The sequence below is a fragment of the Actinomycetes bacterium genome, from assembly GCA_036000965.1.
Lineage (GTDB): Bacteria > Actinomycetota > CALGFH01 > CALGFH01 > CALGFH01 > DASYUT01.
The window spans coordinates 1-19,071 of sequence record DASYUT010000194.1; the positions used below are offsets into that span (position 1 = coordinate 1).

Sequence of the window (19,071 nt, forward strand, 5' to 3'; positions counted from 1 at the left end):
TGGTTGAACGCGTGGATCACGTCACGGACGGTGTCGGCATCGGCCTGGACCAGCCGGGCGATCGCCGGCACCGTGGTGCCGCTGGCCGACGCCATGACGATCAACGCGCGCCGCACCCGGATCGAACCGTGCTTGCCGCGGCGCACGATCCGCTGCAGCGTCTGCCCTTCCTCGTCGCTCAGCCGCCGTGCCCGTACCGGCTCGGCCATCGCCCCTCGTACTGTCGACTCGACCACGTCGATGCCGACAGTACCCCCGGCGCCCAAGGCGCCGGCGAGCACACGATCGCGCTGACCCGGTGAACGTTCGTGGTCAGCGCACTAGCCGTGTGCTCGGATCTCTCCTACGTGCTCTATCTGGACGACCGGTGGTCCCCGTGGCCGCTGGGCGAACGCTGGTTGGCACGGGCACTCGAAATCCTGGAGGAGGACTCCCATGTGGAGCAGGTCTGCTTGACGCATCAGGGTGACGTCACCGACGAGGCAGCCCGACGAGTCTTCCCGCGATGGTTCTTCGCCGGCACGCCGAGCCTGCTCCGAGCAGATCGATTAAACCAGGTACTCCGGCTGGAAACCGCGAAACACGCCCCTCGGCGCTGGACCCGGTCGTGGGCCGAGCCCCCTTCGCTGCAGACGAGGCAACTCTCTCCAGGCGGGTTTCGGCTCGACGCCGGGCACGGTCGTCCGACGAGACCGCGCTGAGGTGGGCCGACCGCCTTGCCGGCTGGAAGAGTGGCTCGCTCACAGGCCTACGCGCTTGCGGAGATGATCGCGACGGAGCAGGACGATCGTGCGGTCCTGCAGCCGGATCCAGCCACGCGACTGGAGGCCTGGAGGATGCGGTTGATTTGCTGGCGGGTGCCGCCCACCATGCCAACGAGGTCGCGCTGGGGAGGTTGAGGCGCTGAACTCGACAACTCCGCGTGAAGCTGGGTCAGGGGCGGCGTTGACGAGCAGTTTCGCGATACGGGCGGGAAGGTCAAGGAAGAGAGATCGGCTGCCTGACCTGTCATCACCAGTGCACGGGCACCGCCGCCGACCCAGCGGCGATCTCTCAGAATGCCCGCCGGCTTCAATCACAAGCTCAGGCGCCCGCCAGCTCCGAGTCGGCGTCCTCCACCGGCACCTCGTGGGCCTGCACCCGGCCGGCCTGGATTTCCTCGGCCCAGTGGCAGGCGACGGTGTGGCCGCTGCGCAGCGCGCGCAGCTCGGGCTCCTCGTCGTGGCAGCGGGTGGGCTGGCGGAACGGGCAGCGCGTGTGGAAGCGGCAGCCGGGCGGGGGGTCGGCCGGCGAGGGCAGGTCGCCGGTAAGCAGGATGCGCTCGCGCCGCAGCTCGACCTCGGGGTCGGGGATGGGGATGGCCGAGAGCAGCGCGATCGTGTAGGGGTGCAGCGGCAGCTCGTACAGCTCGTCCGAGGGCGCCACCTCCACGATCCTCCCCAGGTACATGACCGCGATCCGGTCGGAGATGTGGCGGACCACGGCCAGGTCGTGGGCGACGAACAGGAAGGTGAGGCCGAACTCCTCCTGCAGCTCCTCGAGCAGGTTGATGACCTGGGCCTGGATGGACACGTCGAGGGCGGACACCGGCTCGTCGCAGATGATCAGGTCGGGACGGACGGCCAGGGCGCGGGCGATGCCGATGCGCTGGCGCTGGCCGCCGGAGAACTCGTGCGGGAAGCGGCCGGCGGCCTCGGCCGGGAGCCCGACCACCTCCAGCAGCTCGCGCACGCGGTCGTCGGCCGCCTTGCCGGCGGCGAGGCCGTGGGTGCGGATCGGCTCGGCCAGGATCGAGCCGACGCTCTGCCGCGGGTCCAGGCTCGAGAACGGGTCCTGGAAGATCATCTGCATGCGGCGCCGGAGCCGGCGCAGCTCCTCGCCCTTCAGCCCGGTCACGTCGACGCCGTCGAAGCGGACGCTGCCCTCGGTCGGCTCGATGAGGCGGAGGATCGCCTTGGAGGCCGTGCTCTTGCCGCAGCCCGACTCGCCCACGAGGCCGAGGGTCTCCCCCTGGTTCAGGTCGAGGTCGACGCCGTCGACGGCATAGACGGCCCCGATCTTGCGCTCGAACAGCAGCCCCGAGGTGATCGGGAAGTGGACCTTGAGGCCGCGGACCTCGAGCAGGCTCACCGGCGCTCCCTCCTCCCGCGCGAGGCCGCGGCGGCACCCGCCGTGCTCATCCGATCGGCTCCTTGGCCTCGGCGCCGACCGGGTTGAAGCAGCGCAGCAGGTGGTCGACCCCGGAACCTTGGGAGCCGGGAAGGCCGTCGGGGGCCAGCTCGGGCCTGTCGGTCGTGCAACGGCCGACACGGTTGCCGCAGCGCGGGGCGAACGCGCACGCCGAGGCCCAGGGGATGGTGTCCCGGGCCGAGCCCTTGATGGGGTGGAGCGGCTCGCCCCGCGCCTGGTCGAGGCGGGGCACCGAGGCGAGCAGTCCGGCCGTGTAGGGGTGGCGGGGGCGGGCGAACAGCTCGTAGCGGTCGGCTGACTCGATGAACCGCCCGGCGTACATGACGTGCACGGTCTCGCACATGCCGGCCACCACACCGAGGTCGTGGGTGATCAGCAGCAGGGCGGTGTCGCGCTCGGCGATGAGGGCGCGGAGCAGGTCCAGGATCTGCGCCTGGATGGTGACGTCGAGCGCGGTGGTCGGCTCGTCGGCGATCAGCAGCTTCGGCTGGCAGGCCAGGGCCATGGCGATCATGGCCCGCTGGCGCATGCCGCCCGAGAGCTGGTGAGGGTACTCGCGCACCCGGCGGCGGGCGGCCGAGATGCCGACCGCGTCGAGCAGCGACACCGCCTCCCGGGTGGCGGCCTCGCCCTTGAGGCCGAAGTGGCGGCGCAGCACCTCGGTGATCTGGCGGCCGATGGTGAGCACCGGGTTGAGCGAGGTCATCGGGTCCTGGAACACCATCGCGATCTCGCGGCCGCGGATGTCGCGCAGCTCGGCGTCGGACAGCTTGAGCAGCTCCCGGCCGCCGAACCGGACCGAGCCGCCCACCTGGTTCCCGCGCTTGGGCAGCAGGCCCAGGATGGCCAGGGAGGTGACGCTCTTGCCGCAGCCCGACTCGCCGACCAGCCCGATGGTCTGGCCCGGCTCGATCTCGAAGCTGACGCCGTCGACGGCACGCACCGGGCGCCGGCCGCGGCGCTGGAAGACCACGCTGAGGTCGTCGACCGACAGCAGGGGCATGGTGGTCGGCGCTCTCCTCTCGCCGCGCGAGGCTTCGTATGCGCCCGCCGTGCTCATCGCCGGAACTTGGGGTCGAGCGCCTCGCGCAGCCCCTCGCCGAGCAGGTAGAAGCCGAGGCAGGAGACGACGATGGCCAGGCCCGGGAAGACGGCGGCGTGGGGCGCGTTCTGCAGGAAGGACTGGGTCTCGGCCAGCATCCGGCCCCACTCCGGCACGCCCGGGTCGGCCGAGCCCAGGCCGAGGAAGGCCAGGCCGGCCGCGTCGATGATCGCGGTGGCCAGGGCCAGGGTGGCCTGCACGATCACCGGGGCGATGGAGTTGGGCACGACGTGGCCGAGCACGATGCGCGACTGCCTGACCCCGAGCGCGCGGGCGGCCAGCACGTAGTCGCTCTCGCGCTGGGAGAGCATCGAGCCGCGCAGCAGGCGGGCGAAGATCGGCACGTTGACCACGCCGATGGCGAGCATCACGGCGGTGAGGCTGCGCCCGATCGCGGCGGCCACCCCGATCGCGAGCAGCAGGCTGGGGATGGCCAGCATCATGTCCATGAGGCGCATGATCACGGTGTCGACCCAGCCGCTGAGCGCGCCGGCGAGCGCGCCCAGGGTGAGCCCGACGAGTGCGCCGAACCCGAGCGACACCAGCCCGATGACGAGCGAGGAGCGGGCCCCGTAGATGATGCGGGAGAGGAGGTCGCGGCCGAGCTGGTCCACGCCGAGCCAGTGGTCGGCCGACGGCCCCGGGACCACCCCCGGCCGGATCACCGAGAGGTCCTGCTGGCCCGGGTCGTAGGGCGCGAGCAGCGGGGCGAACACGGCCACGAGCACGAACAGCGCGATGAGCACGAGGCCGACCACGGCGCCCGGGTTGCGGAGCAGGCGCTGGCGCGCGTCGGCCCAGCGGCCGACGAGCTGCTCGCCCTCGAGCTGCAGTTCCTTGGCTTCGGCTTCGGCGAGGCTCATGACAAGGGTCACCTCACCCGGATGCGGGGGTCGAGCAGGGCGTAGGAGAGGTCCACGAGCAGGTTCACGACCACGAAGACGACGGCCAAGAACAGGATGCCAGCCTGCAGCACAGAGTAGTCCCGGTACGAGATCGCCTGGTACATCCACTGTCCCATGCCGCCCCAGGCGAACACGTGCTCGGTCAGGACGGCCCCTGACAGCAGCAGGCCCGTCTGCAACCCGATGATGGTGGTCACCGGCAGCATGGCGTTCTTGAGCACGTGCCTGCGGTCGACCACCCGCGGCTCCAGGCCCTTGGCCTGGGCGGTGCGGACGTAGTCCTCGTTCACCACGTCGAGCACGGCGGCCCGGGTGATGCGGGTGATGATCGCGAGCGGGATGGTCCCGAGCGCGACGGCGGGCAGGATCAGGTGCCGGACGGCGTCCACCAGCGCGACCCGGTCGTTGGTGATGAGGGCGTCGAGCACGTAGAAGCCGGTCGGGTGGGGTGCGGTCGAGGTCGCGACGGACCGGCCGACCGTCGGCAGCCAGTGCAGCTTCACCGCGAACAGGTACTTGAGCAGCAGGCCGAGGAAGAACACGGGGATGGCCACCCCGAGCAGCGACCCGGCCACCGATAACTGGTCGACCGGGCCCTGGTAGCGCTTGGCGGCCAGGAACCCGAGCGGGATGCCGATGCCGACGGCGAAGATCATGGCCGCGACGGTCAGCTCGATGGTGGCCGGGAAGCGCTCGCGGATCTCGGTGGTGACCAGGCGCCGGCTCACCACCGACTGCCCGAGGTCCAGGCGCACCACCGAGCCCATGTAGGAGAGGTACTGCTGCCAGATCGGGCGGTCGAGCCCGTACAGCTCACGCATGCGCGCGACCGCCTCCGGGGTGGCGCGCTCGCCGAGCAGCGCCTCGGCCGGGCCCCCCGGCAGGGCCCGGATCCAGATGAACACGAGGATGGACAACCCGAGCAGGATCGGGACGAGCTGGACGAGCCGGCGGACGGTGAACTTGAGCACGACCGTGTGGTGACGTCGAGGCGGCCCTGGCCGGGCCAGGGCCGCCTCGACGCACTCGCCTCCTTTGCGCTACCCGACCGACACGACGGAGAAGAGCTCGGTGGTCACCGGGCTTGGCACGAACCCCTTGACGTTCTTGGCGAAGACCACGAACGGGCCGGTGTGAGCGTAGGGCACGCCGGGCAGGAACTGCATGATCTGCTCGTTGGCCTGCTTGTACGCGTCGGTGCGCTTGGCCTCGTCGGTCTCCTTCTCGGCGTCGTTCAGTGCGGAGAAGATCGCCTTGTTGTCGAACCCCCACTGCGCCGAGGGCTGCTGGAAGAAGACCCCGACGAAGTTGTCCGGATCGCCGTAGTCGCCGGTCCAGCCGAACAGGTAGACGGGCGCCACCCCGGACTGGACGGCGTTCAGGTAGTCGGGACGCCAGGGCGCCGACTTCGGCGTGACCTTGAAGCCGACCTTCTCCAGGTCGGCCTTGAACGCCTGGAAGTTGGCCTGCGGGTCGGGCATGTAGGGGCGGCTGATCGAGGTCGGGTACCAGAACTCGAGGGTCGGGTTCTTCACCCCGGACTCGGCGATGAGCTGCTTGGCCTTGTCCGGGTTGTAGTCGTACTTGGTGACGTTGTCGTTGTAGCCGAACACCTCGGGCGGCATGAACTCGTTGGCCACCTGCGAGCCGGCGGGGTACTTCGCCTTGATGAGCGCGTCGCGGTTCAGCGCGTGGGCGATGGCCTGGCGGATCTTGGGGTTGTCGAGCGGCTTCTTCTTCTGGTTGAAGCCCACGTAGGCGACGTTGAACGCCGGCCGCTGGAGCACCTGGTAGTTCGCCTTCAGGGCCTCCACGTCGTTCGGGTCGGCGTTGTCGTAGCCCTGGATCTCGTTGGCCTCAAGGGCCTGGCGCCTGGCCGCCAGCTCAGGGATGGTGCGGAAGATGACCTTGTCGAGGATGGACTTCGGGCCCCAGTAGTCGTCGTTGCGGACCAGCACGGTCTTGTCGTTGGCCGCGAACGACTCGAACTTGAGCGCGCCTGTCCCGGTCGGGTGCTTGAGGCCGTAGTCGCTCTCGAACTTCGGCTCCTCGGCGGTGCCCGACACCTTGTCGGCGTCGTACTTCTTGAGCGCGTCCGGGCTCTGGATCGAGAACGACGACAGCGACAGGGCGGCGATGAACGAGGCCGACGGCTGGGTCAGGTTGATGACCGCCGTCTTGTCGTCCTTGGCCTCGCAGGACTTGTAGAGGCTGGGCTTCTTCTTGTCGCTGAAGCCGCCGAACACGCTAACCCAGTAGTAGGAGACCGAGTCGCTCTGCAGGACGCCCTTGAAGTTGTACCAGCGGTCGAAGTTGGCGCAGACCGCCGCGGCGTTGAACGGCGTCCCGTCGTGGAACTTGACGCCCTCCTGGAGGTCGAACGTCCAGCTCGTGGCGTCGGCGCTGGGCGTCCAGGACTTGGCCAGGCTCGGCTCGATCTCGGTACCGCCGGCCTTGGTCTTGACCAGTCCCTCGTAGATCTGGTTGGTAGCCCGGATCGACTCGCCGTCCGAGATGAATGCCGGATCCAGGCTGACCGGGTCGGACGAGGCGGCGAACACGATCGTGCCGCCCTTCTTCGCCCCTCCTGTCTGGCCCCCGGTCGTGCTCTTCTCCGAACCACATGCGGTTGCGACGAGGGCGAGCACGGCCCCGAGGGCGAGTACACGCAGCATCACGGCTGCTCGTTGCAAGAGTCCCACCTCCCACCATGCGGGGCCCCACGATGGTCCCCTGCATTTCGCAGATTGGACCCTACCGCGCCGTCCTCACGCAATGCCTTCTCTTCTAATGTTTGCGATCCTCAGCCGGGACGGCCGAGACCGCCTTGAACTGCTCGATGCGATCCCCGCTGGGACGGCTCAGACGGCCTTGAACTGCTCGAACGGCTGGCGGCAGGCGTTGCACCAGAAGATCGCCCGGCAGAGCGTGGGGCCGAACGGGTTCTCCAGCGCGGTGTCCCGCGACCCGCAGAACGGGCAGCGCACCTCGCGCGCTTCAGGCGAGTGAGCCTCTGGCCGCATGCCGATGGTGGCGAACAGGGGCCGGCCGGCCGGCTCGTCGGCCGGGGGCGGGCCGGGCGGGGCGAAGCCGCTCTCGCGCAGCTTGCGCCGCCCCTCGGGGGTGATCCGGTCGGAGGTCCACGGCTCGGCGAAGGTGGGCTCGACCTCGACCCGCTCGGCCATGCCGGCGAGCCGCTCGGCGATCGACCGCCTGATGACCTCGAGGGCCGGGCAGCCGACGAAGGTCGGCAGCATCTCGACCCGGATGCGCTCCGGACCGGCCTCGACCGCGCGGACGATGCCGAGGTCGACCACGGAGACGACCGGGATCTCCGGGTCGGGGACCTCGCCGAGCGCGTCCCAGACGCGGCGCTCCAGCCCGGCCGCTGCGCTGGCGCACATCGTCCCCGCCTCCCGCCTACCAGGTCGCGCCCGGCTCGGAGCGGTACACCGAGGTGAGCTCGCCCCAGAGCCAGCGGAAGTCGTCGTTGTGCTCGGTGCGGCCCTCCGGCCCCGGCTCCGGGAAGGTCGGCTCCAGGCGGCCGGGCTGCCCGGGCAGCCCCGCCCCGGCCAGGCGGAACGGGAACGGCAGCCGCAGCTCCTCGAACAGCGGAGCCAGCTCCTCGAGCCAGCGCTGCCGGCAGGTGGCGAACGGCTGGGTCAGGATGCCGGCGTCCAGCAGGCGCCGCTCCCCGGCTGGCGGCGCGAGCACGGCGAGCGCGTCGGGCCAGAGCCGCTCGCAGGCGGCCGCCAGCCGTCGCCTGGGCTCCTCGCCGCCACGGGCCAGCCGCACCATCCAGGCGTGCATGTGGGCCAGGTGGTAGCGCTCCTCGCGCCGCATCTTGGCCACCAGCCCGGCCAGGGGCGCATACGACGAGCCGGCCAGGGCGTCCAGGCGGACCGCGTCAGCGGTGTCGTAGAGGAACCGGCGGGCGATCGAGAACGCCCAGTCGCCACGGGCGTGGTCCAGCAGCGCGGCCTGGCGGTAGCCGCCGGCCTCGCGGCCGTAGGCGATCCGGTCGGCCGGCTCGCCGGTCAGGTCCGCCAGCAGCTCGTACAGGGCCTGGGCGTGGCCGATCTCGTCCTGGGCGAGGGAGCTGAAGGCCACGTCTTCCTCGAGCAGGGGCGCGATCCCGGTCCACTCCGAGTCCCAGTAGCCGAGCATGAGCTCGTCGTCGGCCATGAACAGCAGCAGCTCGGCCAGCGCGTCCCTGGTGTCGTCGTCGAGTCCCGTGGCGCCCGTCCCGGTCGGGCCGGTCCCCGGGGTGGCAAGCGCGCTCATCGGCGCACCCCCTTCCGCACCGGGCCACGGGTGCGCCTGCGCGCTCATTCTGCGCCGCCCGCGCGCTCGCGGGCCTCGGCCAGCTTCTGCTTGATGCCGGTCGAATACCCGACCGGCTTCTTGAACGACCGGTCCATCGGCGGCTGCAGCAGGTCGGGGTCGGCCACGTCGTGGATGGCCGACCGTCGCACCACCCAGAGCCGGACCGACTCCTGGCGCCGCCCGTAGAACTCGCGGGCGTAGTGGGCGGCCAGCTCGCCGTCGGGGGCGAGCAGGCTGCCCCCGTGCACCATCGGGCCGCCCTCCTTCTCCTGCCGGAACACCTCGTAGACCTCCATCGGCCCGCCCGGATCCGGCCGGGGGCCACCGCCTTCGGCTCCATGAGCCCCTGGGCCCCTGGCGGTCATGCGGCGGCCCTGGGGGCGGCCAGCACGGTGTCACGCACCCACTGGGTCTGCTCGTAGTTGAGCTGTCGGAACGCCAGGCGCTCGGCCGACTTCGGGCCGTGGCCGGTGACGACCGCGTACAGCTCCCTCCAGTCCGGCTCGGTGTAGTGCCAGCGGCCCGTCTGGGGGTCCTGGGTGAGCTCGGGGTCGGGGATCTCGAGGCCGATCTCGCGGATGCGGGGCACGTAGACGTTGAGGAACTCCTGGCGCAGCGTCTCGTTGTCCTTGTTCTTGATGCGCCAGGCCAGGTCCCGGTCCTTGGCCGGGTCGGTCGGCGGGCCGTGCATCTGCATGAGCGGACCCCACCAGCGGTCCAGCGCGTCCTGGACCAGCGCCCGCTGCCGCGCGGTCCCGTTCACCAGGGTGAGCACGACGTCGCGGCCGTGCATGATGTGGACCGACTCCTCCCAGCAGATCTTCTTCATCGTCCGGCCGTAGGGCGCGTAGGACGACCCGCGCAGGGCCTGCTGGGCCACGATCGCGGCGGCGTCGACCAGCCAGGCGATGATGCCGACGTCGGCCCAGCTCCTGGTCGGGTAGTGGAACACGTTGTGGAACTTGGTCTTGCCAGCGAGCAGGTCGGCCAGCATCGCCTCGCGTGGCTTGCCGAGGTCCTCGGCGACCCGGTAGAGGAGCTGGGCGTGACCGACCTCGTCCTGCACCTTGGCGGTCAGGGCGAGCTTCCGCTTCAGGGTGGGGGCGCGCAGGATCCACTCACGCTCGGGCAGCACGCCCATCAGCTCGGAGTTGGCGTGCATCTCGACGAACTTGCCGACCGCCCTGCGGTACTCCTCGGGCATCCAGTCGCCCGGCTCCACCTTGCCGCCCGAGGCGACGTGACGGTTGAAGGCTTGCAGCCGCACGGGGTCGTTCATGGTCGCGCTCCCTCGCTCTCCCATTGCTCCGGCGCCCTCGTCTCCTCGCACCCGCTACCCGCCTGTCCGTTGCCCGCCGGAACCGACGGCAGCCGGGCTCCGGCTGCAGCCTCGTCCCGGAGGCGCGGGGCGAGCCCGCGCAGGAGCATGTCGGCGAACTGCCCGGCCATCGCGCCTGGGGGCAGGGGCCCGTCAGGCCGGTACCAGCGCGGCAGGCCGTTCAGGGCGGACAGGACCAAGATGGCGGCTAGCTTGCCGTCGGCGTCGGCCAGTTCCCCGGCCGCCTGGCCTTCGGCGATCACGCGCTCGAACAGGGCCTGGTAGGCGGCCCGCGACCGGGCCGCCTGCTCGCGCCGCTCAGGGGCCAGGAAGGTCCACTCGAACAGGTAGACGCTGGCCCGCTCGAGGCTCTCGGCGAGCACGCCGACATGGGCGTGGATCATCGCCCGGAGCCGCTCCGGGGCGGGACCGGGCCCGTCGGCGATCGGCCCCACCGCCGCGTGGAAGCGCCGCGCCGCATCGTCCACGATCGACCAGAGCACCGCCTCCTTGGAGGGGATGTGGGCGTAGAGGCTGCCGCCCTGCAGGTCGAGCGCGCGGGCGATGTCGCGCATGCTGGTGGCCGCGTACCCGCGCTCGCCGAACAGGGCGCTGGCCACGTCCTCGATCTGCCGGCGGCGTGCGGTCATGCTGGCTCCTAACTAACAGTTGTTAGGCACCCTAGCACCCGCACCCGGCCCCGGCAACCGCCCAGCGCGGCAACCGCCCAGCGCGGCAACCGCCCGGCAGGCGAGGGATCAGAGATCGAGCTCGAACCAGACCACCCGGCCGCGGGCGCCGCCGCTGTGGCCCCAGCGGCTGGCCAGCGCGTCGAACAGCTCGAAGCCGCGGCCGGTGAGCGCGTCGAGCTGATGCACGCGGCGCCGGGGCCCGCTGGGCGCGCCGCCGTCGTGGACCTCGACCCTGAGCCAGCGGTCGTGGTCGACGTCGCAGCGCACCTCGAAGCTGCCCCCGTCGTCACCCGAGGCGGAGTGGAGCAGGGCGTTGGTGGCCGCCTCGGTCACCAGCAGCCGGGCGGTCTCGTCGGCGTGCGAGCCCCGGCGCGAGAGGATGCCGGCCACGAAACGGCGGGCGGCAGCGACCTGGTCGGTCCGGCCGGCGAAGCGCTTACGCATGCTTACGAAGCGCGGGCCGGTCGCGCTGCATCTTGCCTCCGTTCGCGACGGTCACCCCATCCGACAAGCGCCGATGGCATGGCACGGCAGCGTCGGGCATACCCAACCAGAGCAGCTGCTGAAACTGATTCCTTTTGCCTATCCCGCCGGACAGCGCCCTGTCCCGCCGGACAGCGCCCGAAGCTCACGGGCCGACGGCGTCCAAGCTGGCTCCCCTCGTGGGCGGCAGGCGGAGCTGGCCCCACCGGCTCGAGCTGCACTGGCCCCACCGGCTCGAGCTGCACTGGCCCCACCGCCGTAAGGTGGTGGCGCAAATCTCCCTACACCCGGTCAGGAGGTCGCCCGGTGGTCCTGCAACCGCGGCATCGCATCGCCATCGAGTTCTGCGTTCCCTGAAACTACACGCCGGAAGCCGTCGGTCTGGCGGCAGAGCTGCTGCGGTGGGCACCCGTGCTGGAACGCCTCGAGCTGGTGCCGGCGAGCGGCGGGCGGTTCGAGGTCACGCTGGACGGCGAGCTGATCTTCTCCAAGGCGTCGACCGGACGCCACGCCGCCCAAGGCGAGGTGGCCGAGGAGGTCCGCCGACGCATCGGTCCTGAGTTGCTGTGACAGGCCAGATGGCGCCGGTCGCATGCCCCCCGGCGGTCCTGGTTCCATGTGGGAGAGCGCGCTCTGGCGGAGACCACCGGCCTTGGCCTGTGCGCGCCATGGCAGAGTGGATCCCACCGCTGCCACGACCCCGAGGGCGCCGCCGGTGCCATGGTCAGGCGGGTCCGGGGTCATCGCGTCACGGACCAGCACCGGGCGGCTCCATGGCCTCCCCCGGCCCTGGCCCGCTCCCGGGTTGCGCCGCCCCGGCAGCCTCCCAGCCTGGTGGCGCGGGTGCTGGCCCGCCCCAGGGCTCCGCAGCCGCGGCAGCCTCCCGGCCCGGTGGCGCGGGTGCTGGCCCGCCCGCAGGCTTCCCAGCCCCGCGGGTCCGTGCGGCCCGGGCGGAGCCGGCCGGCTTGCGGGGGGTGCGAACCGGCTTGGCCCAGCGCCCGACCCGGAACGCCGACGGACAGAGGTCGGCCAGCTCGCACGCGTCGCAGCGGGGGTCCTTGGCCGTGCACACCTCGCGCCCGTAGTAGATGAGCCGGTGGGAGAAGTTCGTCCACTCCTCGACCGGGACCAGCGCCATCAGGTCGACCTCGGCCTTCTCGGGGTCGTCGTGCGCGGTCAGGCCGAGCCGGCGCGACAGCCGGCCCACGTGGGTGTCGACCACGACCCCCACGTTGCGGCCGAAGTACGAGCCGAGCACCACGTTGGCCGTCTTGCGCCCGACCCCGGGCAGCAGGACCAGGTCCTCCATCCGGTCGGGGACCTCGCCGCCGTGGTGGTCGAGCAGGTACTGGGCGGCCCCCTGGAGCGAGCGTGCCTTGCTGCGGAAGAACCCGGTCGGGTAGATCACCCGCTCCAGCTCCTCCCGGTCGGCGGCCGCGAAGTGGGCCACGGTGGGATAGCGGGCGAACAGCTCTGGGGTGACCTTGTTGACGGTCTCGTCGGTGGACTGGGCGGACAGGATGGTGGCGACCAGCAGCTCCCAGGCCGAGCCGTGGGCGAGCGCGGTGGTGGGCACAGGGTAGCGGGCCGCGAGCCGGGCCTGGATCTCGGCGGCCCGCTGCTTGCGGGCCTTCTTGGACTCGCGCCCACGCCGCCGGGCGACGGGTGCGTCGGAGGAATCGGCCATTGCCGGATGGTATGCGCGCCTCGAGGTGCAGGGCCACCCCGGCGGCATCCGGATCGGGACTGAAGTGGCGGCGTCCAGGTGCCGAGGTTCCTCCAGGGAGACCCGCCGGGGTGTGACGCCTCGGCACGCAGAGCGGGAGGAGCACCGTGACCGAGGACGCCTTCGCCGACCGGCTGCGCGAGCAGCCGCTCGCGCACCTGCGCGCGCTGCGCGAGTCGCTGCAGGAGGAGGAGCGCCGGGTGAGCTACTGGCGCCGGCTCGTGCAGGGCCGGCTGGACCTGGTCCGCACCGGCCTGGAGGGGGGCGTGCCGGCACCTGGCAGCCTGGCCCGGCTGGCCGTGGCCGGACGCTCGGCGGCACGGCGGCGCTCGCCGGCATGGACGCTGGTCGGCCTGGACGAGGAGGCCCGGCCCGTGGCCGGACTGGGCACGCTGTGGGACACCCCCATCCCCTGGAACCACCTGGCCGAGCTGGCCGAGGTCGAGCGCGGCCTGGTTGAGGTCGAGGTCGAGCTGTCGGTCTACCGCCGGGTCCTGCACCAGCGCCTCGACGCCTGCACGGCCGAGCTGGTCGGCCGCTACGTGCGCGACCCGAGCCAGCTCGGCGTGCTCGCGTAGCGCGGCTGACCAGGCCTGAGGCGCACGCAGCGAAGCGGCCGCCCCGGCCGGGGTGAGGCTGGGCAAGGCTGGGGCAACCGCGGGGCAAGCCGGGGCAAAAGCCGGGGCAAAAGGGGGTCTCGCTCTCTCGACGGCCTGGTTACACTTGGAGCAGGGGAATCAGGCACTCGACGCCGAGGGCACGATGGCGAGCGCATCCGATCCGCGCCGGCACCGTACCGGCCACTGGCCCGCTCCCGGGCAGAGGGCGGCATGAGCCCGCTCCAGCCCGTCGGTGAGGACGATCCCCTCCCAGACGTGCCAGGGCCACCGGCCCCGCCGTCGACCATGCAGATTCCCCCCAAGCGTGCAGGTCCTCCCCAAACCAGACAAAAGGTCGTACGCTCTGGGCGAGGAGGGGGACGATGAGCATCCAGTTCCGGTACGTGGGCCGTGCAGCGCTGCTGGCTGGTGGGGCGATGGTCACGACCTTGGCCGCCGAGGTCTGGGCGGCCATGCACCACAAGTTCATCCCCTCCTCGCCCGTGCTCGAGATCAGCGGCATGGTCGGCCCCGAGGAGGCCGAACCGCTCACCGTGGCCGTGCTCGGGGACAGCTCGGTGGCCGGGGTCGGCGCCGACGCGGCCGAGGACACGCTCGCCTACGGCGTGGCCAAGGCGCTCACCGACCGCTACCGGGTGGACCTCCACTCGCTCGGGGTGTCCGGCTCCCGGCTCCGCAACGTCGTGGGGGAGCAGCTCCCCCGGCTCGCCGGGCTCGACCCCGACGTGGTGCTGATCTGCGTGGGCACCAACGACCTCACCCACAGCACCCCCACCCGTGAGATCCGCACCCAGCTCCACCTGCTCGCCGCCGGCCTGCACACCGTCGCCCCGCACGCGGTGGTGGTCGTCTCCGGCCTGCCGCCGGCCTCGGTCGCGCTCTGCTTCCACTGGCCGCTGCGCAACCTGCTCGGCCTGCGGGCGTGGGCTCTCACCAGGGTCTACAAGTCCGTGCTTGGCCCCCACGGCATCCAGGTGTTCGAGGTCGCGCAGCACACCCGGGACGCCTTCCGCGGCAAGCGCGAGATGTTCAGCGCCGACCTGTTCCACCCGTCGAGCGCTGGCTACGCCTTCCTCGGCACCATCTACGGCCGAGCCGTGCGCGAGGCTCTCGATTCGGCCCGGGGCGCGCCGCCCGCCGACACCGATCTCGACCTCGCCGGCGACCTCGCGGGCTGAGGACCGATGAGGCGGCTGCCGGACGAGGCCCGGTTCGACCTCGACGCCTACCTCGCCCTTCCCCGGGTGGCCGGGCTCATCCTGTCGCCGGACGGCACCCGCCTGGTCGCGCCGGTGGCGACGGTGGCGCCCGACGGCAAGAAGTTCGTCACCGCCTTGTGGGAGCTCGACCCAGGGGGTGACCGGCCACCGCGGCGGCTGACCCGCTCGGCCCCGGGGGAGAGCGGCGCCGCGTTCCTGCCCGGCGGCTCGCTGCTGTTCACCTCCGCCCGCAAGGACCCGGAGGCCAAGCCGGACGAGGACGGGGACGGCGAGGAGAAGGCCGCCATCTGGCTGCTGCCTGCTGAGGGCGGGGAGGCGCGCCCGGTCGCGTCGGCCCCGGCCGGGATCCATGCCGTGGCCGTCGCCCGGGACGCCGGCACCGTCGTATACGCGACGCGCCTGCACCCGGCCGCCGGCACCCTGGACGACGAGGAGCGCCGGATCAAGGCGGCCTCCGACGCCGGGGTGGAGGCCCAGCTCTTCGAGGGCTACCCGATCCGCTTCTGGGACCGCTACCTGGGCCCCGGAGCGCCACGCCTGCTCGCCGCACCGCCCCCGCCCGGCGACGACGGCCGCATGGAGCAGGGCCGGCAGCTTACCCCGGCGCCCGGGCACGCCCTCGACGAGGCGAGCTTCTCGGTCACCCCGGATGGCTCCACGGTCGTCACCACCTGGAACGTCGACGACGTGCGCAACCCGCGCACCCGGCTGCTTGCGATCGACGCGGGCAGCGGCGAGCAGCGGGTGCTGCTCGACGACCCGGGCGCGTCCGTCGACGAGGTGGCCTGCTCGCCGGACGGGCGCTTCGCGGTCTGCCAGCACGTCCGACACGGCACGCCCGACTCGGGGCCATCGCTGACCCTGTGGCTGGTGGACCTCGCCACCGGCGAAGGCCGCGACCTGACCCCCGGCTTCGAGCCGTGGCCGTCCGCCCCGGCCTGGGCGCCCGACGGCTCCGCGGTCTTCTTCGTCGCCGACCAGGACGGCCGCGCCCCGGTGTTCCGGGTCGATCTGGACGGCGGGCAGGTCGGGCCCGCCCCGGGCGAGGAGGCGTCAGGCAGTTCCGGCGACCCGGACCGACCCGCTGCGGGCGCGACGGCCGGGCGGGTCACCCGGCTCGCTGCGGATGGCGCCTACAGCCACCTCTGCCCGGCGCCCGACGGGCGCCGGCTGTATGCCCTGCGGTCGTCCCTGGCCTCGCCGCCCGAGGTGGTCGTGCTCGACACGGCAACCGCTGAGCAGGCCCCGAGGCCGCTGCCAACGCCCGGCCTGCCGCTCCAGCTGCCCGGCCGGGTCGCCGAGGTGGAGGCCGCCGCCGGCGACGGCACCCGGGTCCGCTCCTGGCTGGTGCTGCCCGAGGGGGCGTCCAGCGAGCGCCCGGCGCCGCTGGTCACGTTCATCCACGGCGGCCCCCTGTCGTCGTGGAACGACTGGAGCTGGCGCTGGAACCCGCACCTGCTGGCGGCCCGCGGCTACGCCGTGCTCCTGCCCGACCCGGGCCTGTCCACCGGGTACGGCCAGCCGTACGTCGACCGCGGCTGGGGCCGCTGGGGCGGGCTGCCCTACACCGACCTGATGGCCGCGGTCGACGCGGCGGCGGCCCGGCCGGACGTGGACGGGGCCAGGACCGCTGCGATGGGCGGCTCGTTCGGCGGCTACATGGCCAACTGGGTGGCCGGCCACACCGACCGCTTCCGCTGCATCGTCACGCACGCGAGCATCTGGTCGCTCCGGCAGTTCCACGGCACCACCGACCACGCCGCCTGGTGGGAGCGCGAGTTCGGCGACCCGGACCTCGACGAGTGTCGCTACCTGGACTGGTCCCCGGACCGCCACGCGGCCCGCATCCGCACCCCGATGCTGGTGATCCACGGAGAGCGCGACTACCGGGTGCCGATCGGCGAGAGCCTGCGGCTCTGGACCGACCTCCGCCGCCACGGGGTGGACGCGAAGTTCCTCTACTTCCCGGACGAGCACCACTGGGTGCTCAAGCCGCAGAACGCGCGCGTCTGGTACCAGACCGTTCTGGCCTTCCTCGACACCCACGTGCTCGGCAAGGACTGGGTGCGGCCCGAGCTGCTCTGAGGCGACTCCGGCCGCCGCGGCGGTCCCCGGCTGCTCTGGCTGCTCTGGCTGCTCTGCGGCGACCCCCGGCTGCTCTGTGCGGCAACCCCAGCCGCCCTGTGGCGACCCCAGCTACTCTGTGGCGACCCCGGCTGCCCCGCGGCGACCCCGGGCTGCTCAGCGCGGGAGCGGCCCCTTCAGGACGCGCTCGCGCAGCGGCTGGACCTCGCCCGGGTGCTGGTAGAACAGCTCCCACACCGGCTCGAGCCACCACGTCGTGCCCGCCTCGGCGTAGGCGGCAGCGGTCTCCGACGCCTCGGCGTCGCTCTTGCCGCGGGTGCTGATCTCGACGACATGGTCGTACGGGCGGTCGTCGACCCTGTCCGCGACGTGGGCCCGGATCGCACGGATCTCGTCGGGGCTCGGGTCGCGGCCCTCGCCGCCACGGGGCATCACCACCGGCATGATCCCGTCCCAGCGCAGCGCGCGCGCCATCGACCTCGGGCGCGGCCAGGCCGCGACCACCCACACCGGCACCCGCGGCCGCTGGTACGACGGCGGCAGGAAGGTCGACTCCTCGATCCGGAATTGCTCGCCCGAGAACTCGAACGGCTCCCCGCTCCAGCACCCCTGGAGGATCGCCAGCGCCTCGTCCAGGCGTTGTGCCCGCACACGGCGGTCGGTCTGCTCGTCGACCTTGGAGAAGGCGGCGTCGTCGAGCGCGCCCAGCCCCACCGGCAGGACGAGCCGGCCTCTCGACAGGTGGTCGACAGTGGTCGTCTCCCGTGCCACCTTCCACGGACGCCGGCGTGAAAGCGGCGTGATCATCGTGCCGATCGTCACCGTCCGCGTCGTGGTGGCGAGCAACCCGAGCGCGACCCACCCATCGCACGCAGCCTGGTTGCGCGGGTCCTCGATCGGCGGGTTGAGCGCGTCCCAGACGAAGACGCCGTCCCAGCCCGCCTCCTCCGCCTCCCGGCCCAGCTCGGCCACGAGCGCGGCGTCCGCGAAGACGCCCATGTTGGGAAGCACGACCCCGCTCCGCATCAATGCACCTCCGCCCCGCTCCGCATCAATGCACCTCCGTCAGACGATCGGCAACCGACCACGATGACGGGAAGGTGTGACATTCGGCGACCCACCTGGTGGCAGGGCAACGTTGCCGTCACGGTTTGCGGTGGTTCGGGGTGAACCGCCCTACACTGCTCCGGTGTGCCGGTCCCGGCGTGGTCGACGGCAAGGTCAGAAGGTGAGCGGATGCGGCGTCTGGTGCTGGTGTGCTGTGTGCTGCTCGCCGCCTGCACCGGGTCGGGCAAGGCCGACAGGCCGGCCTCAGGATCCCTGAACGACGCCGACGTGGCCTTCGCGCAGCGCCTGCTCGCCCAGGACGACCAGGCCACCGAGGTCGTGGAGCTGGTCGAGGGGCACACCACCCGGCCGGAGCTGCGCCAGCTGGCCAAAGACGTGACCGTGAGCAGAGGCGACGAGATCGTCAAGCTACAGGAGTGGCTCCAGCGGTGGGGCAAGCCGGTCCAGCCCGAGGCGGCCGACAGCGAGACCCTGCCTCCCGGCCTGCTCAGCGACGAGCAGCTCAACCAGCTCGATGCGCTCACCGGCACGAAGTTCGACCTCGCCTTCGCCGACTCGCTCACCGCCCTGCACCAGGGCGCGGTCAGGCTCGCCGAGGCCGAGCTGGCCGAGGGCTCGCTGGGCGAGGTGCGCCAGCTGGCCGAGCAGGTCAAGTCGGGTCGCCAGGCCGAGATCGGCCAGCTCGCGCGCTGGAAGCAGGCCTGGTCGCAGGGCTCTTAGCCCGGCCAAGGCCTGGCCCGCCGCTCGCGCCCCGTCGCGCCGCGGCGCGAGCCTCCCTCCCTCCCTACGTCTTCTTCGGCTCCGTCATCTTTCGGGGTCTTGCGCCTTTCGTTTGATTCAGTACTCTTAAACAGCTTGTCCGGCTAACCTGCGTCGGTGCCACCGGCGGCGAAGGGGGGGATGCGACCCGAATCCGTGCGCCCCGGCGAGGCCGTCTGCCACAGCGGCCCCGCCGGGGCACCTGCCCGGCCGTCGGCGTCGGGTTGGCCGGAGCCGCCCAGCGGTCAGAGCTGGGTTGCACCCCGGAGCGCGAGGGCGAGACCGGTCGCGACGATCAGCGAGGCGGTGACGACCGGCAGGGCCCGGTGGGCCAGGGCGAGCCAGCCGGGCCGGGCGTGGCGCCCCCCCGGCCGGTCGGCGACCCGGCGGGCGCGCAGGCGGACCAGGAGCAGCCCGACGCCGGTGAGGGTGACCGCCATGCCCACCCCATATGCCGCCACCAGGGCGACGCCGAACCACGCGCGGCCGAGCGCGAGCGCGCCGACCAGGACGACCACCGCCGACGGGCTGGGCACGAGCCCGCCCGCGAACCCTAGCACCACCAAGCCGCGCCGCC

The 19,071-nt window shown here is 72.2% G+C and carries 20 protein-coding genes; 5 read left to right on the forward strand and 15 right to left on the reverse strand.

Annotation, left to right across the window (positions count from 1 at the left end):
* The 12 genes from VG276_17970 to VG276_18025 form a co-directional block, all read right to left on the reverse strand.
* Positions 1-209: IS630 family transposase (locus tag VG276_17970; GenBank protein HEV8651219.1), on the reverse strand; the 209-nt coding region annotated here is incomplete at its 3' end.
* Between the two features lie 874 nt (positions 210-1,083).
* A complete protein-coding gene (locus VG276_17975) occupies positions 1,084-2,130 on the reverse strand; it encodes an ABC transporter ATP-binding protein (protein ID HEV8651220.1) in 1,047 nt (348 codons plus the stop codon).
* A gap of 46 nt (positions 2,131-2,176) precedes the next feature.
* A complete protein-coding gene (locus VG276_17980; protein ID HEV8651221.1) occupies positions 2,177-3,193 on the reverse strand; it encodes an ABC transporter ATP-binding protein in 1,017 nt (338 codons plus the stop codon).
* A 53-nt stretch (positions 3,194-3,246) separates the two neighbouring features.
* The gene (locus VG276_17985; GenBank protein HEV8651222.1) at positions 3,247-4,155 is read right to left on the reverse strand and encodes an ABC transporter permease; all 909 of its coding nucleotides are present in this window, start codon (positions 4,153-4,155) and stop codon (positions 3,247-3,249) included.
* Between the two features lie 8 nt (positions 4,156-4,163).
* Positions 4,164-5,168 (reverse strand): ABC transporter permease, encoded by a 1,005-nt coding sequence (locus tag VG276_17990; protein ID HEV8651223.1) that lies wholly within the window; start codon positions 5,166-5,168, stop codon positions 4,164-4,166.
* 69 nt (positions 5,169-5,237) lie between these two features.
* On the reverse strand, positions 5,238-6,872 hold the full coding sequence (locus tag VG276_17995; protein ID HEV8651224.1) for an ABC transporter substrate-binding protein: 1,635 nt from the start codon (positions 6,870-6,872) through the stop codon (positions 5,238-5,240).
* Positions 6,873-7,058: 186 nt separating this feature from the next.
* The gene (gene paaD / locus VG276_18000) at positions 7,059-7,601 is read right to left on the reverse strand and encodes a 1,2-phenylacetyl-CoA epoxidase subunit PaaD (GenBank protein ID HEV8651225.1); all 543 of its coding nucleotides are present in this window, start codon (positions 7,599-7,601) and stop codon (positions 7,059-7,061) included.
* 16 nt (positions 7,602-7,617) lie between these two features.
* The gene (gene paaC / locus VG276_18005; GenBank protein HEV8651226.1) at positions 7,618-8,481 is read right to left on the reverse strand and encodes a 1,2-phenylacetyl-CoA epoxidase subunit PaaC; all 864 of its coding nucleotides are present in this window, start codon (positions 8,479-8,481) and stop codon (positions 7,618-7,620) included.
* Positions 8,482-8,525: 44 nt separating this feature from the next.
* A complete protein-coding gene (locus VG276_18010) occupies positions 8,526-8,819 on the reverse strand; it encodes a phenylacetic acid degradation protein PaaB (protein ID HEV8651227.1) in 294 nt (97 codons plus the stop codon).
* Between the two features lie 65 nt (positions 8,820-8,884).
* Positions 8,885-9,802 carry a 1,2-phenylacetyl-CoA epoxidase subunit PaaA gene (gene paaA / locus VG276_18015; GenBank protein ID HEV8651228.1) on the reverse strand — a complete coding sequence of 306 codons (918 nt, stop codon included), beginning with the start codon at positions 9,800-9,802 and terminating at the stop codon, positions 8,885-8,887.
* On the reverse strand, positions 9,799-10,491 hold the full coding sequence (locus tag VG276_18020; protein ID HEV8651229.1) for a TetR/AcrR family transcriptional regulator: 693 nt from the start codon (positions 10,489-10,491) through the stop codon (positions 9,799-9,801). Before VG276_18020 ends, paaA begins: the two co-directional genes overlap by 4 nt.
* A gap of 108 nt (positions 10,492-10,599) precedes the next feature.
* Positions 10,600-10,977, reverse strand: a complete 378-nt coding sequence (locus VG276_18025; protein ID HEV8651230.1) for an ATP-binding protein — start codon at positions 10,975-10,977, stop codon at positions 10,600-10,602.
* Between the two features lie 351 nt (positions 10,978-11,328).
* Between VG276_18025 and VG276_18030 the strand changes: the two genes are divergently transcribed.
* Positions 11,329-11,586: an Rdx family protein gene (locus VG276_18030; GenBank protein HEV8651231.1), complete on the forward strand. Its 258-nt coding sequence runs from the start codon at positions 11,329-11,331 to the stop codon at positions 11,584-11,586.
* A gap of 178 nt (positions 11,587-11,764) precedes the next feature.
* Here the strand turns inward: VG276_18030 and nth are convergent, their stop codons facing one another.
* Positions 11,765-12,703: an endonuclease III gene (nth, locus tag VG276_18035; GenBank protein HEV8651232.1), complete on the reverse strand. Its 939-nt coding sequence runs from the start codon at positions 12,701-12,703 to the stop codon at positions 11,765-11,767.
* Between the two features lie 146 nt (positions 12,704-12,849).
* Here nth and VG276_18040 point away from each other — a divergent pair, with 146 nt between their 5' ends.
* From VG276_18040 to VG276_18050, 3 genes are all read left to right on the forward strand, one after another.
* Positions 12,850-13,320: a hypothetical protein gene (locus tag VG276_18040; protein ID HEV8651233.1), complete on the forward strand. Its 471-nt coding sequence runs from the start codon at positions 12,850-12,852 to the stop codon at positions 13,318-13,320.
* A gap of 404 nt (positions 13,321-13,724) precedes the next feature.
* The gene (locus VG276_18045) at positions 13,725-14,540 is read left to right on the forward strand and encodes an SGNH/GDSL hydrolase family protein (protein HEV8651234.1); all 816 of its coding nucleotides are present in this window, start codon (positions 13,725-13,727) and stop codon (positions 14,538-14,540) included.
* A 6-nt stretch (positions 14,541-14,546) separates the two neighbouring features.
* On the forward strand, positions 14,547-16,667 hold the full coding sequence (locus tag VG276_18050) for a S9 family peptidase (GenBank protein ID HEV8651235.1): 2,121 nt from the start codon (positions 14,547-14,549) through the stop codon (positions 16,665-16,667).
* Positions 16,668-16,823: 156 nt separating this feature from the next.
* Here VG276_18050 and VG276_18055 read toward each other — a convergent pair whose 3' ends face one another.
* Positions 16,824-17,693: an LLM class flavin-dependent oxidoreductase gene (locus tag VG276_18055; GenBank protein HEV8651236.1), complete on the reverse strand. Its 870-nt coding sequence runs from the start codon at positions 17,691-17,693 to the stop codon at positions 16,824-16,826.
* 210 nt (positions 17,694-17,903) lie between these two features.
* Between VG276_18055 and VG276_18060 the strand changes: the two genes are divergently transcribed.
* On the forward strand, positions 17,904-18,455 hold the full coding sequence (locus tag VG276_18060; protein ID HEV8651237.1) for a DUF305 domain-containing protein: 552 nt from the start codon (positions 17,904-17,906) through the stop codon (positions 18,453-18,455).
* A gap of 284 nt (positions 18,456-18,739) precedes the next feature.
* On the opposite strand, the gene VG276_18065 is transcribed toward VG276_18060, so the two are convergent.
* A partial coding sequence (locus VG276_18065; GenBank protein ID HEV8651238.1) for a nickel transporter occupies positions 18,740-19,071 on the reverse strand: 332 nt, incomplete at its 5' end.

What these genes read in the sequence shown, in the direction of transcription:
- VG276_17980 (HEV8651221.1), bottom strand. Translation starts at nt 3,193, where the DNA reads ATGCCCCTGCTGTCGGTCGACGACCTCAGCGTGGTCTTCCAGCGCCGC.
- VG276_17985 (HEV8651222.1), bottom strand. Translation starts at nt 4,155, where the DNA reads ATGAGCCTCGCCGAAGCCGAAGCCAAGGAACTGCAGCTCGAGGGCGAG.
- VG276_17995 (HEV8651224.1), bottom strand. Translation starts at nt 6,872, where the DNA reads ATGCTGCGTGTACTCGCCCTCGGGGCCGTGCTCGCCCTCGTCGCAACC.
- paaD (HEV8651225.1), bottom strand. Translation starts at nt 7,601, where the DNA reads ATGTGCGCCAGCGCAGCGGCCGGGCTGGAGCGCCGCGTCTGGGACGCG.
- paaC (HEV8651226.1), bottom strand. Translation starts at nt 8,481, where the DNA reads ATGAGCGCGCTTGCCACCCCGGGGACCGGCCCGACCGGGACGGGCGCC.
- VG276_18010 (HEV8651227.1), bottom strand. Translation starts at nt 8,819, where the DNA reads ATGGAGGTCTACGAGGTGTTCCGGCAGGAGAAGGAGGGCGGCCCGATG.
- paaA (HEV8651228.1), bottom strand. Translation starts at nt 9,802, where the DNA reads ATGAACGACCCCGTGCGGCTGCAAGCCTTCAACCGTCACGTCGCCTCG.
- VG276_18020 (HEV8651229.1), bottom strand. Translation starts at nt 10,491, where the DNA reads ATGACCGCACGCCGCCGGCAGATCGAGGACGTGGCCAGCGCCCTGTTC.
- VG276_18025 (HEV8651230.1), bottom strand. Translation starts at nt 10,977, where the DNA reads ATGCGTAAGCGCTTCGCCGGCCGGACCGACCAGGTCGCTGCCGCCCGC.
- nth (HEV8651232.1), bottom strand. Translation starts at nt 12,703, where the DNA reads ATGGCCGATTCCTCCGACGCACCCGTCGCCCGGCGGCGTGGGCGCGAG.
- VG276_18045 (HEV8651234.1), top strand. Translation starts at nt 13,725, where the DNA reads ATGAGCATCCAGTTCCGGTACGTGGGCCGTGCAGCGCTGCTGGCTGGT.
- VG276_18050 (HEV8651235.1), top strand. Translation starts at nt 14,547, where the DNA reads ATGAGGCGGCTGCCGGACGAGGCCCGGTTCGACCTCGACGCCTACCTC.
- VG276_18055 (HEV8651236.1), bottom strand. Translation starts at nt 17,693, where the DNA reads ATGCGGAGCGGGGTCGTGCTTCCCAACATGGGCGTCTTCGCGGACGCC.
- VG276_18060 (HEV8651237.1), top strand. Translation starts at nt 17,904, where the DNA reads ATGCGGCGTCTGGTGCTGGTGTGCTGTGTGCTGCTCGCCGCCTGCACC.